The organism is Nonomuraea sp. KM90, assembly GCF_052246675.1.
Classification (GTDB): domain Bacteria; phylum Actinomycetota; class Actinomycetes; order Streptosporangiales; family Streptosporangiaceae; genus Nonomuraea.
In genome coordinates this window covers 1-12836 of the sequence record NZ_JBQQCB010000067.1, presented here as the reverse complement: position 1 = coordinate 12836, position 12836 = coordinate 1, and the positions used below count along the sequence as shown (strand labels likewise).

Genomic DNA, 12836 nt, shown 5'->3' with positions numbered 1-12836 from the left:
CATTCCTACGACGAGAGGAACGCATGAATCTGATCACCCGCTCGGAATGGCACGCGAAGAAGCCGTCGAGCGACTACACCCGCCTGTCGTCCACGCAAGGAGTCAAGATCCACTACACGGGTGGCAAGGTGCCGGCCGACCTCGCGGAGTCCGGCAACCACGACCGCTGCGTCGACCTGGTCCAGGACATCCAGCGCATGCACATGTCAGGGGGCCGCGGCGAGAGGTACATCGACCTGGGCTACAACATGGTGTGCTGCCCCCACGGGCGCACGTTCATGGGCCGCGGCCCCCACGCCCTCCCGGCCGCCAACGGCGCGGGCCTCAACTCCGACCATTACGCGGTGCTCGCCCTGGTCGGCAGTTCGGGGCTGACCGAGCCGAACGACGACCTGCTCAACGCCCTGGTCGACGCCATCGAATACCTGCGCGAGCACGGCGACGCCGGCCGCCAGGTCAAGGGGCACCGCGACGGCTACGACACCTCGTGCCCGGGCGACCCGCTCTACCGCTGGGTACGCGACGGGGCCGACCGGCCCTGACGGTCCCCTTAGAGCAGGCGCCCGACGTGGGCCAGCGCCTGCTTGAGCAGCACGCCCTGCCCACCGGCCATCTCCTCCTGCACCATCGGCGAGGCCGCCTCCTCCGGCGTGAACCACACCAGGTCGAGCGCGTCCTGCCGGGGCCGGCAGTCCCCGGCGACGGGCACGATGTAGGCCAGGGAGACGGCGTGCTGCCGCGGGTCGTGATAAGGGGTGACGCCCGGCGTGGGGAAATACTCGGCGACCGTGAACGGCTGCGGGGAGATGGGGATGCGGGGGAGCGCCACGGGGCCGAGGTCCTTCTCCAGGTGACGCATGAGCGCGTCGCGGATCCGCTCGTGGTGGAGCACCCGCCCCGAGACCAGCGCCCGGCTGACCGTGCCGTCCGACTGGATGCGCAGCAGCAGCCCGACGTGGGTGACCACGCCGGTGTCATCGGCCCGCACCGGCACGGCGTCGACATAGAGGATCGGCAGCCGGCCCCGCACCGACTCCAGTTCTTCCGGGGCGAGCCAGGCGGGCGTCGTTTCGGTCTTTTCGGTCATCTGCTGATCGTACGGCCCGGTGGGTCACCGGCGTACCGCGCTCCTGCCCAGTGAGATCGTGCCGGCTGTGGTCCGGCCCGCCAGCCAGGACGTCGTGCAGATGAACAGCACGATGCCCAGGAACGGCAGATATTCGAGGACTTTTCGCTTCATGTGAGGTCATGCTCCGATCTGCTCTTGACCAGCCGCCTGCGTTGCGGCTGCACGGTGTAGCGGGGGTCGTTCGCCGACTCCATCCCGGCCCGGAAGATCCCGAACCTGGTGCACGCCGACCCCGCCAGCAGGGCCGCGCCGGCCGCCATGGCCGCGATCCGGCTGCGCCGGCCCAGCGTCGCCCCGGTCAGCGCGCCCGCCAGGGACAGCGCCTCGCCCAGCCGCAGCAGCCTGCTGCGCTTGAGCGGCTCGGCCAGCGGCCCCAGCCGGCGCTCCATGCGGGTGGCGGCCGCGCACTCCACGGCCGCGCCCAGCAGCGCCGCCCGGCGCGCCGGGGCCGACTCCGACAGCGGCGCGGCCAGCATCCCGAGCCCGCCCGCCGCGGCCGCCGCCGACCCGGCGAACAGGAACGGCATCTCCCGGAACCCCTCGTGCCAGGCGGGCACGGCGGTGTCGCAGATCAGCGCGGCCGTGTACGTGGCCACCGCCGGCCCGGTCAGCCCGGCCCCCACGGTCGCGGCCCGCCCCAGGCCCGGGAACAGCCCGGTGAGGCCGGTGGCCGCCGCGCCAGCGGCCTGCGGGGCGTACCCGCTGAGGATCCAGGTGCCGACGCTCATCGGCGAGGTCACCTTGAACACCCGCAACATGTTGAGGAAGCGCTCCGGCCGGCCCAGATCGTGGACCAGGCAGTAGAGCGAGCCGCCCACCGCGCCCAGCGCGCCGACCTTGGCCGCCCTGGCCAGGTGGGTCCGGCCGGTGAGCTCGGCGGCGGCGGCCAGCGTGGACGACGCGCCCGCCAGGCCGCCCAGGAACAGGTAGCCGGCGATGTCGGGGGCCTGCCACGTCGGCTCGTTCAGCACCGGCCGGCCGTAGTAGGAGTCGAAGTCCGCCTTCGGCACCATCAGCCGCTCGCGCCTGCGGCCCGCCGAGCCCGGCGTCGCCTCGCGCTCGCCGCGCACCTCGGCCGAGCCGTCCAGCCGCACATCGGTCTGGCTCATCAGCGTCGCCCTCCCTGCACGTCCGAGCGGCCCCTCAGCGCCGTGGCCGCCACCCCCGCCAGCAGGGCGAGGGCCGCCACGCCCACGTGCCGCCACATCGACGGCAGGTCCCTGGTGGTCACCACCGGATCGGGCGGCAGGCCGTACACTTCCGGCTCGTCCAGCAGCAGGAAGAACGCGCCCGTGCCGCCCACCCCGTCGTCCGGGTCGTGGCCGTACAGGCGGGCCGAGCCCATCCCGGCCTCGCGCACCTGCGCCAGGCGGCGCTCGGCCCGCTCGCGCAGCTCGTCCAGGTCACCGAACTGGATGGAGTCCGTCGGGCACGTCTTGGCGCAGGCCGGCTCCTCGCCCGCGCCCAGGCGGTCGTAGCACATCGTGCACTTGGCCGCCGTGCCGGTGGTCTCCCGCTTGCCGATCACGCCGAACGGGCACGCGGGCACGCAGTAGCCGCAGCCGTTGCAGACGTCCTCCTGCACCACGACCGTGCCGTACTCGGTGCGGAACAGCGACCCGGTCGGGCACACGTCCAGGCAGGCCGCGTGCGTGCAGTGCTTGCACACGTCGGAGGCCATCAGCCAGCGGAAGTCCATGTCGCCGACCCCGGGCTCCTGGTGCCCGAGGGGCCGCCGCTGCTCGACGAACGCCACGTGCCGCCAGGTGTCGGCGCTCAGCCCCACGGTGTTGTCGTAGGACATGCCGGTGAAGTCGAGGCCGTCGTCGGGGACGTGGTTCCACTCCTTGCACGCCACCTCGCACGCCTTGCAGCCGATGCAGATGCTGGTGTCGGTGAAGAACCCCACCCGGCTCTCGCCGAGCTTCTCTTCCAGGTCGAATGCCACGGCTCACACCTCCATTCCGGTGTCGGCGCCGACGCCGGCGCGCCGCTGGTAGGACCTGACCAGCTCCGGCAGGGCGGGGCCGCGCGGCCGCCGCCCGGGGCGGATGTCCGCCGACAGGGCCTTGACCTCCTGGATGTGCGAGTTGGGGTCCAGCGAGATCGATGACAGCTCGTTCGCCGCGTCGCCCTTGGCCAGCCCGTTGGGGCCGTAGTGGAACGGCAGGCCGATCTGGTGCAGGACCCGCCCGTCCAGGTGCAGCGACGGGATCCGGTCGGTGACCATGACCCGGGCCTCGATGGCGTTGCGCGCCGTGATGATCGTGGCCCAGTCGCCGTGCACGAGCCCGCGCTCGGCCGCCAGCGCGGGCGAGACCTCGCAGAACATCTCCGGCTGCAGCTCGGCCAGGTAGGGGGTGAAGCGGCTCATGCCGCCCGCGGTGAAGTGCTCGGTCAGCCGGTACGTCGTCACCACGTACGGGTAGACCGACGCCCCCGGCTCCTCCCCGCTCGGCTGGTAGCGGTTGTTCTCGTGCGGATAGACCTTGCGCACCGGGTTGCGCTGGTGCCCGTAGAGCGGGTTGGCCACCGGCGAGTCCTGCGGCTCGTAGTGCGTGGGCAGCGGCCCGTCCACCACCCCCGCGGGCGCGAACAGCCAGCCCTTGCCGTCGGCCTGCATGATGAACGGGTCGATCCCCGACAGCGCCTCCACGCCCTGGGCCTCCGGCGGCGGCCGGTAACCGGGGCTCTTGTCCGTCTCGAAGTCGGGCACGTCGTGGCCGGTCCACCGGCCCGCGCTCTCGTCCCACCAGACCAGCCGCTTGCGCTCGCTCCACGGGCTGCCATCGGGCCTGGCCGAGGCCCGGTTGTACAGCACGCGCCGGTTGGCCGGCCACGCCCACGCCCATTCGGCGGCGATCCAGTCCTGCTCCGAGCCCGGTTTGCGGCGCGCGGCCTGGTTGACGCCGTCGGCGTAGACGCCGCTGTAGATCCAGCAGCCGCACGACGTGGAGCCGTCGGCCTTGAGCGCGGCGTAGCCCGGCAACGGCCGGCCCTCCGCGTCCCGGCCGTTGATCTCGGCCAGCACCGCCTCCGCCGACGGCTCCGCCGTCTCGCCGACCACCGGGTAGTCCCAGGTGAGGTCCAGCACGGGCGCGTCCATCGGGTCCTGCGACCCGGCCAGCTTCTCCCGGATGATGCGGCCCAGGTGGTACATGAACCACAGGTCGCTGCGGGCGTCGCCGGCCGGCTCGACCGCCTGGTGGTGCCACTGGAGCCACCGGTTGGTGTTGGTGAAGCTGCCGCTCTTCTCGGTGTGGGCCGCCGCGGGCAGGAAGAACACCTCCGTGCCGATGTCGGCCGTGCGCAGCTCGCCCGACTCGATCTCGGGCCCGTCCTTCCACCAGGTGGCGCTCTCGATCAGGTTGAAGTCGCGCACCACCAGCCAGTCGAGGTTCGCCATGCCCAGGCGCTGCATCTTCGCGTTGGCCGAGCCGACCGCCGGGTTCTCGCCGAGCAGCAGGTAACCCTTGCAGACGCCCTCCATCTGCGCCATCACCGTGTCGTACGTGCTGTGCGAGCCCGTCAGCCGGGGCAGCCAGCCGAACCGGTAGTCGTTGTCCGCCTGCGCCGAGTCGCCCCACCACGCCTTGAGCAGGCTGATCAGGTAGGCGGGCATGTTCGCCCAGAAACCCTTGTGCGGCGCGTCGGCCAGCAGGAAGTCCCGCAGCCGCTCGTTCTCGTGCGCGTGCGGCATCGGGATGTAGCCGGGCAGCAGGTTGAACAGCGTCGGCACGTCGCTGGAGCCCTGGATGCTGGCGTGCCCGCGCAGCGCCTGGATGCCGCCGCCCGGGCGGCCGATGTTGCCGAGCAGCAACTGCAGGATGCTCGCCGCCCGGATGAACTGGGAGCCGTCGCTGTGCTGCGTCCAGCCCACCGCGTAGACGAACTCCGAGGTCTTCTCCGGCCCGGAGTTCTCCGTCAGGTGGCGGCACACCTCCTCGAACAGGTGCCTGGGCACCCCGCACACCCGCTCGACCATCTCCGGCGTGTAGCGCGCGTAGTGGCGGCGCAGCACCTGCAGCACGCAGCGCGGGTGCCGCAGCGTCTCGTCCCGCTCCGGCCGCCCGTCCAGCGGCACGCCGGTGCCGCCCTGCACCTCGCCGCGGCCCGGCGGCGTCTTGCCGGCCCGGCGCAGGAACTCCGCGTCGCGCTCGCCCGAGGAGGGCACCGCCGTCATCCCCTCGTACTGCCAGGAGTCCTGGTCGTACTTGCGGTTGTCCGGGTCGAAGCCGGAGAACACGCCGTCGAGGTCCTCGGCGTCGCGGTAGTCCTCGCGCAGGATGGTGGCCGCGTTGGTGTAGTTGACCACGTATTCGTGGAAGTACAGCTCGTTCTCCAGCACGTGGCTGATGATCGCGCCGAGGAAGGCCACGTCGGAGCCGGCGCGGATGGGCACGTGCACGTCGGCCAGCGCGCTCGTACGGGTGAAGCGCGGGTCCACGTGGATGATCACCGCGCCGCGCGCCTTGGCCTCCATCACCCACTGGAAGCCCACGGGATGGCACTCGGCGAAGTTCGAGCCCTGGATGACCACGCAGTCGGAGTGCTGCAGGTCCTGCATGAACGTGGTGGCGCCGCCCCGCCCGAACGACGTGCCCAGCCCCACCACGGTCGAGCTGTGGCAGACGCGGGCCTGGTTCTCGATCTGCACCACGCCCAGCGCCGTCAGCAGCTTCTTGATGAGGTAGTTCTCCTCGTTGTCCAGCGTGGCGCCGCCCAGGCTGGCGATGCCCATGGTCCGGGCGGTGCGCCGGCCGTCGCTCTCCCACTCCCAGGTCTCGCGCCTGGTCGCGATGATCCGGTCGGCGATCATGTCCATGGCCGTGGCCAGGTCGATCGCCTGCCAGTCGGCCGCGCCCGGCGGCCGGTAGAGCGCCTGGTGCCGGCGCTCGGAGCCGGTGGTGAGCTGCAGGGTGGCCGCGCCCTTCGGGCACAGCCGGCCGCGGCTGATGGGAGAGTCGGGGTCGCCCTCGATCTGGACGACCCGCTCATCCCGTACGTACACGTTCTGGCCGCAGCCCACCGCGCAGTACGGGCAGACCGACTTCACCACCCGGTCGACCACGGCCGTACGGGCCCGAAGCGCCCCCGTCCTGGCCGACTTCGCCGCCGACCCCCGCGCCGTACGGTCCTCGCCGGTTAGCTGCCGCAGCAGCGGCCACGCGAAATCCATGACACCCCCCGATGCCCCACGGCCCGAGTCCTGCCCGGGCGGGACGGGGGGAAAACCGGCAGGTCAGAAGACGCGGGCGGCGGCCTCGTCCCAGGCGGCGCGGTCGCCGGAGGGCTCGTAGCGGCGCAGCGGCTCGGCCGAGGCGACCAGCGAGCGCATCTCGTCCAGGCCGGAGACCAGCCCGGCCGCCCGCGCCTGCACCAGCACGTTGCCGAACGTGGTCGCCTCCGCCGGGCCCGCCACCACCGGCAGCCCGCAGGCGTCGGCGGTGAACTGGCACAGCAGCTCGTTCCGCGACCCGCCGCCCACCAGGTGGACCACCTCGACGTCGCGCCCCGACAGCTCCATCGCCTGCCGCACGGCCAGCCGGTGCCCCAGCGCCAGGCTCTCCAGCACGCACCGCACGAAGGCGGCGGGGGAGGAGGGCGGGCGCTGGCCGGTGCGGCGGCACTCGGCGGCGATCCTGGCCGGCATGTCGCCCGGCGGCATGAACACCGGCTCGTCCGGGTTCACCACGGCGGCGAACGCCGGCTCGCCGGCCGCGGCCGCCAGCAGCTCGCCCAGGTCGGAGCCCGGCCAGGCGCGCAGGCACTCCTGCAGCAGCCACAGGCCCATGACGTTGCGCAGGTAGCGGACGGTGCCGTCGATGCCGGCCTCGTTGGTGAAGTTCGCGGCCCGGCTCCGCGGGGTCAGGACCGGCTCCGGCAGCTCCACCCCGGCCAGCGACCAGGTGCCGCACGAGACGTACGCGAAGGCGGGGCCCGAGGCGGGCACCGCGGCCACCGCCGAGGCCGTGTCGTGCGAGCCCACCGCCCGGACGGGCGCCGACCAGCCGATCTCCCCGGCCACGTCGCGCCGCAGGCCGCCGACCGCGTCGCCGGGCTGCCGCAGCCCGGGGAAGATCCCGGAGGGCAGGCCGAGCTGCTTGATCAGCGGTAACGCCCATGACCGGGTGCGCACGTCGAGCAGGCCCGTCGTCGAGGCGTTGGTCACCTCGGCGCCGACCTCGCCGGTCAGCCAGTAGCCGATCAGGTCGGGGATCAGCAACATCGTGGCCGCCCCGTCGAGCCGGTCGGTCAGCAGCTGGTAGATCGTGTTGAACGGGAGCACCTGCAGCCCGGACACGTCGTACAGGGTCTCCGCCCCGACCGCGTCCGCGACCTGCTCGGCCACGCCGCGCGTGCGGTCGTCGCGGTAGTGCACCGGGTTGCCCAGCATCGCGCCCGACTCGTCGAGCAGCGCGTAGTCCACCGCCCACGAGTCCACGCCGATGGAGGAGACCGGGCCGGCGGCGCGCAGGCCGGTCAGGATCTCCCGGTAGAGGCCGAGGACGTCCCAGTAGAGCCGGTCCGCCACGCGTACCGGGCCGTTCGGGAAGCGGTGCGCCTCGGTCAGGCTCAGCCCGTCGGACAGGTCGGCCAGCATCACCCGGCCACTGGAGGCGCCCAGGTCCACGGCGGCGAAACGGCGGCTCATTGCGTCGACTCCCTGGCGACGAGCTCCGGCTGGAACATGATGTGCTGGTGCGCGTGCGTCTCTGGATTGTCGCACTCGTCCAGCAGCAGCTCGGTGGCGATGCGGCCGAGCTGGTACGTGGGCTGGCGCATCGAGCTGAGCGACACGGTCGAGGCGGCGGCGAAGTCGATGTCGTCGTAGCCCATCAGCACCACGTCCTCCGGCACCCGGACCCCCGACCGCAGCAGCGCGCGCAGCACGCCGAGCGCGAGCAGGTCGTTGGCGCAGAAGACGGCCTCGGGCAGGCCGTGCGCGATCAGGTCGGCGGCGGCCTTCTCGCCCGCGCGGGCCGTCATCGTCGTGGCCTCGTACACGCGCAGGTTCTCGGGCTCCAGCCCGACGCCGCGCATCGCGGCCTTGGCGCCCTCGCGCCGCTCCACGCACTGCCTGATCGTCAGCGGGCCGGTCACGTAGGCCACGGTGCGCGCCCCCTTGGCCAGCAGGTGCGCGACCGCGGCCCGGCCGCCCGCCACGTCGTCCACGGCCACCGCGCACTGGTCGGGCCGGTGCGCGGGATGGTCCACCAGCACCACGCTGATGCCGTGCCCGCGCAGCCGGTCGAGCCTGGCCGGGTCCTCGCCGGACGGGGTGATCAGCACGCCGCGCACCCGGTGCTCGGCCAGCACGCGAAGGTTGCGGTCCTCCTTGTCCGGCGACCCGGCCGAGTTGCCCAGGATGACCGCGTAGCCCAGCTCGCTGGCCACGTCCTCGACGCCGGCGGCGACCTCGGTGAAGAACGGGTTGCCGATGTCGATCACGCTCAGGCCGATCGTCCTGCTGTGCCCGGCGCGCAGCGTCGAGGCCGAGCCGTGCCGGACGAACCCCAGCTCGCTGATGGCCGCCTCCACCCGCTCCCGCGTGGCGGGTGCGACCTTGCCCGGCCGGTTCAGTACGTTGGAGACCGTGCCTGGTGAGACGCCCGCGAAGGCGGCGACGTCCTTGATGCTGACCATGGCCATGGAGCCCAATTAAAACGTACTAACGAACCCTGCGCCAGTCGCGGCACCGGTAGGAACGCTGATTCCCGTTGACACCGCCGCGAAAGGGACCCTAACGTCGCGCGCCGGAAGTAAAACGTTCTATTAGAGGAGCGCGCTCATGATCCGGGCTGCCATCATAGGGGCCGGCGCCATCGCCGCGCACAGCCACGTGCCCGCCCTGCGGGCCCACCGTGACCGCGTCGAGCTGGTGGCCGTGGCGGACGTGGCCGGGGACCGGGCGAAGTCGCTGGCCGACGGTGTGGCGGCCTACACCGATCCGGGCGACCTGCTCGCCGCCGAGCGTCCCGACCTGGTGCTGATCTGCACGCCGCCGCACCTGCACGTCGAGCAGGCGATCGCGGCCCTGGGGGCCGGGGCGTGGGTGTGGTGCGAGAAGCCGGCCACGCTCTCCCTCGCCGAGTACGACCGGATCCAGGCGGCCGAGGGTCCCGGCGGCCCGTACCTGTCGGTGGTCTACCAGCAGCGCTTCGGCTCCGGCGCGGACCATCTGCGCTCGCTGGGCGGCGCGCTGGGCCGGCCGCTGCTGGCGCTGTGCCAGACGACGTGGCACCGCGGCGCGGACTACTACGCCGTCCCGTACCGCGGCAAGTGGGCCACCGAGGGCGGCGGCACCACCGTGCTGCACGGCGTGCACCAGATGGACCTCATGCTGTCGGTGTTCGGCGACTGGGCGGAGATCAGGGCGATGGCGGGCCGCCTGGACCGGCCCATCGAGACCGAGGACGTGTCGATGGCCATGGTCAGGTTCGAGAGCGGCGCGATGGCCTCGGTGGTGACCAGCGTGCTGTCGCCGCGCGAGGAGAGCTATCTGCGCTTCGACTTCGCCGAGGCCACGGTCGAGCTGCGGCACCTGTACGGCTACCGCAACGCCGACTGGAGCTCCACCTCCCCGCTGTGGAACCCGCCCGGGGACCTCCCCAGCAGCCACGCCACCCAGCTCGGCCTGCTGCTCGACGCCTACGGGCGCGGCGAGCGCCCCCCGGCCTCCGGCGCGGACGGCCGGCGGGCGATGGAGTTCGTCACCGGCCTGTACGCCTCCGCCTTCACCGGCCGCCCGGTGCGCCGCGACGAGATCAACCCGGACAGCCCGTTCTACCACCGGCTCGACGGCGGCATTGAAACGTTCTTCGTGGCTGACGCCCTTTCATAACGTTCCGGCAACCGGCGCATCACGGGATCTGCTCGGATCCCGATGGCCTGCCTGCGGAATCACCCCCGCTGATCAGCCACAACCGCTCACGGCGGAGAGTGAGGTCTTGTGCGGCGCGGCAGAGGAACGTTTTAATCCCCCGTAAACGTAGGCGTAACGGGCTGTGAGCGCTAACAGTATCTCGAAAGGCAGGCTTCATGCCGGATGTCATCGCGTACGGCGGCGACTGGAACCCCGAGCAGTGGCCCGAGGAGACGTGGGAGCAGGACGTCGCGCTGATGCGCGAGGCCGGCGTCAACCGGGTCAGCGTCGGGATCTTCTCCTGGTCGATGCTCGAGCCCGCCGAGGGCGTGTTCGACTTCGGCTGGCTCGACCGGGTGATGGACCTGCTGGCCGCCAACGGGATCCGGGCCAACCTGGCCACCCCCTCCGCCTCCCCGCCGCCCTGGTTCGGCGACGCCTACCCCGAGGCGCTGCCGGTGGACGCGGACGGGCGGCGGCTGTACCACGGCAGCCGGCAGGGCTTCTGCCCCAGCTCGCCGATCTACCGCGAGAAGGCGCTGCGCATCGCCGAGCAGGTGGCCCTGCGCTACCGGGAGCACCCGGCGCTGGCCCTGTGGCACGTGCACAACGAGTACGGCTGCCACAACGCCCGCTGCTACTGCGACACCTCGGCGGCGGCCTTCCGCGCCTGGCTGCGTACGCACTACTCCTCGCTCGACGCGCTCAACGAGGCCTGGGGCACCGCGTTCTGGTCCCAGCGCTACGGCGACTGGGCGCAGATCCTGCCGCCGCGCGCCACGCCCAGCTTCCCCAACCCGGGCCAGCAGCTCGACTTCCGCCGGTTCAGCTCGGACGCGCTCGTCGAGCTCTACATCGCCGAGCGCGACCTGCTCAAGGAGCTCACCCCCGGCGTGCCCGCCACCACGAACCTGATGGCGGGCGCGCACTGGGACATGGACTGCTGGGCCTTCGCCGCCGAGCTGGACGTGGTCTCCACCGACCACTACCTGGCCGGCGCCCGCCCGGAGCCGCACATCGACCTGGCCTTCGCCGCCGACTACGCCCGCTCGCTCAACGGCGGCCGCCCCTGGCTGCTCATGGAGCACTCCACCAGCGCGGTCAACTGGCAGCCCCGCAACCTCGCCAAGACCCCCGGCGAGCTGCGCCGCAACTCCCTGTCCCACCTGGCCAGGGGCGCGGACGGGATCATGTTCTTCCAGTGGCGCCAGTCGCGGGCCGGCGCGGAGAAGTGGCACTCGGCGATGCTGCCGCACGCGGGCACCGGCACCAAGGTCTGGCGCGAGGTCGTGGCGCTCGGCGCCGAGCTGGCCGGGCTCTCCGACGTGGCGGGCAGCACGGTACGGGCCGACGTGGCCCTGCTCGTCGACCACTCCAGCGTGTGGGCCCAGGACCACCCCGCCCAGCCCACCGCCGAGCTGGACCCGGTGGAGGAGGCCAAGCGCTGGCACGCCGCGCTCTGGCGGGCCGGCGTCACCTGCGACGTGGCCCACCCCGAAGGGGACCTGACCGGCTACCGCCTGGTCCTGGTGCCCCAGCTGTACCTGGTGAGCGACTCGGGAGCGGCCAACGTGGAGGAGTTCGCCCGCCGGGGCGGCGTCGTGCTCGTGGGGCCGTACAGCGGGATCGTGGACGAGCACGACCGGGTGCGGCTGGGCGGCTACCCCGGCGCCTGGCGGGACCTGCTCGGCGTGACCGTCGAGGAGTTCTTCCCGCTGACGGCGCCGATCCGGCTGGCCTCGGGCGCGACCGGGACCGTGTGGAGCGAGGCGGCGCAGGTCACGACCGCGAAGGTGCTCGACACGTACGCCACCGGCGAGCCCGCCTGGACCCGCAACGAGTTCGGCGCCGGCGCCGCGCACTATCTCACCACCAGGCTCGACGACGCCGCGCTGGCCCAGGTCATCGCCACGGCCTGCCACGAGGCCGAGGTCGAGCCCCCCGCCAGGAGCGTGCCGGGGGTGGAGGTCGTCCGCCGCTCGCACGCCGACGGCCGCTCGTTCCTCTTCGCGATCAACCACACCCCCGAGGACGCCACCGTGACGCTGACATCGGGCACCACGATCACCGTCCCCGCCGGCGACGTCACGATCACCCCCACCTGACCGCACCACCGCCCACCGGGTGCCGCTGAGCCTTGGAGGGACGGCTGAGAGCCTCCGAGAACCCTGGCATCTCTCACCCCGGGGATGACACGTTTTAACACCTCAGCCCCACCCTCGCACCGGATCAGGGGCGGCCGGTGCATTGACAGCGAGCACCAGGAATCGTAGTTTCCTGCACGACGGATTAAAACGTTTTGAAGGGAGTGGCAGTGCAACGCGTCTGCTTCCTGCTGAAAGTCCGCCCGGAGCGGCTGGCGGAGTACCGCGAACGCCACCGCGAGGTCTGGCCGGAGATGCGAGAGGCGCTGTCACGCACCGGCTGGCACAACTACTCGCTCTTCCTCAGGGAAGACGGCCTGCTCGTGGGGTACCTGGAGACCGACGACTTCGAGGCCGCGCAGAAGGCCATGGCCGAGACCGAGGTCAACGCCCGCTGGCAGGCCGAGATGGCGCCGTTCTTCGAGGGCCTCGACGGCCGCCCCGACGAGGGCATGGCACCGCTGACCGAAGTGTTCCACCTGGATTGATCGGGGAGTAATGACTGACATCAAGGCCGCCCTGAGGGCACAGCACATCGAGACGCCGTCCTGGGCGTTCGGCAACAGTGGCACCCGGTTCAAGGTCTTCGCGCAGCGGGGGGTGCCGCGGGATCCGTACGAGAAGCTGGCCGATGCGGCGCAGGTGCACGCGTATACCGGGATCGCGCCGACGGTGGCGCTGCACATTCCGTGGGACA

11 protein-coding genes and 1 pseudogene are annotated in these 12836 nt (G+C 72.2%); 5 read left to right on the top strand and 7 right to left on the bottom strand.

Annotated features, from left to right (window positions below; translation table 11 throughout):
• Nucleotides 1–23 precede the first annotated feature (23 nt).
• A complete protein-coding gene (locus tag ACTWPW_RS40980; RefSeq protein ID WP_364116674.1) occupies nucleotides 24–542 on the top strand; it encodes a peptidoglycan recognition protein family protein in 519 nt (172 codons plus the stop codon).
• 8 nt (nucleotides 543–550) lie between these two features.
• Here the strand turns inward: ACTWPW_RS40980 and ACTWPW_RS40975 are convergent, their stop codons facing one another.
• From ACTWPW_RS40975 to ACTWPW_RS40945, 7 genes are all read right to left on the bottom strand, one after another.
• A complete protein-coding gene (locus ACTWPW_RS40975; protein ID WP_364116676.1) occupies nucleotides 551–1087 on the bottom strand; it encodes an NUDIX hydrolase family protein in 537 nt (178 codons plus the stop codon).
• Between the two features lie 24 nt (nucleotides 1088–1111).
• Nucleotides 1112–1240 carry a hypothetical protein gene (locus ACTWPW_RS40970; protein ID WP_375110185.1) on the bottom strand — a complete coding sequence of 43 codons (129 nt, stop codon included), beginning with the start codon at nucleotides 1238–1240 and terminating at the stop codon, nucleotides 1112–1114.
• Nucleotides 1237–2238 (bottom strand): NrfD/PsrC family molybdoenzyme membrane anchor subunit, encoded by a 1002-nt coding sequence (gene nrfD / locus ACTWPW_RS40965; RefSeq protein ID WP_443171845.1) that lies wholly within the window; start codon nucleotides 2236–2238, stop codon nucleotides 1237–1239. Before nrfD ends, ACTWPW_RS40970 begins: the two co-directional genes overlap by 4 nt.
• Complete coding sequence (locus tag ACTWPW_RS40960) at nucleotides 2238–3077, bottom strand: 4Fe-4S dicluster domain-containing protein (protein WP_443171844.1); 840 nt, start codon at nucleotides 3075–3077, stop codon at nucleotides 2238–2240. The genes nrfD and ACTWPW_RS40960 overlap by 1 nt, the downstream gene beginning before the upstream one ends.
• A gap of 3 nt (nucleotides 3078–3080) precedes the next feature.
• Nucleotides 3081–6308, bottom strand: a complete 3228-nt coding sequence (gene fdh, locus ACTWPW_RS40955; RefSeq protein ID WP_443171843.1) for a formate dehydrogenase — start codon at nucleotides 6306–6308, stop codon at nucleotides 3081–3083.
• A gap of 63 nt (nucleotides 6309–6371) precedes the next feature.
• Nucleotides 6372–7784, bottom strand: a complete 1413-nt coding sequence (locus tag ACTWPW_RS40950) for a rhamnulokinase (protein ID WP_443171842.1) — start codon at nucleotides 7782–7784, stop codon at nucleotides 6372–6374.
• Nucleotides 7781–8782 carry a LacI family DNA-binding transcriptional regulator gene (locus ACTWPW_RS40945; RefSeq protein ID WP_443171841.1) on the bottom strand — a complete coding sequence of 334 codons (1002 nt, stop codon included), beginning with the start codon at nucleotides 8780–8782 and terminating at the stop codon, nucleotides 7781–7783. The genes ACTWPW_RS40950 and ACTWPW_RS40945 overlap by 4 nt, the downstream gene beginning before the upstream one ends.
• A gap of 139 nt (nucleotides 8783–8921) precedes the next feature.
• On the opposite strand from ACTWPW_RS40945, the gene ACTWPW_RS40940 reads away from it, so the two are divergent.
• The 4 genes and pseudogenes from ACTWPW_RS40940 to ACTWPW_RS40925 all read left to right on the top strand — a co-directional run.
• Nucleotides 8922–9974, top strand: coding sequence for a Gfo/Idh/MocA family protein (locus ACTWPW_RS40940; protein ID WP_443171840.1), 1053 nt, complete (start codon nucleotides 8922–8924; stop codon nucleotides 9972–9974).
• 197 nt (nucleotides 9975–10171) lie between these two features.
• Nucleotides 10172–12100, top strand: coding sequence for a beta-galactosidase (locus ACTWPW_RS40935; protein WP_443171839.1), 1929 nt, complete (start codon nucleotides 10172–10174; stop codon nucleotides 12098–12100).
• A gap of 209 nt (nucleotides 12101–12309) precedes the next feature.
• Nucleotides 12310–12627, top strand: a complete 318-nt coding sequence (locus tag ACTWPW_RS40930; RefSeq protein WP_443171838.1) for an L-rhamnose mutarotase — start codon at nucleotides 12310–12312, stop codon at nucleotides 12625–12627.
• Between the two features lie 10 nt (nucleotides 12628–12637).
• Nucleotides 12638–12836 (top strand): annotated as a pseudogene (locus ACTWPW_RS40925) (L-rhamnose isomerase); the annotation flags it as partial.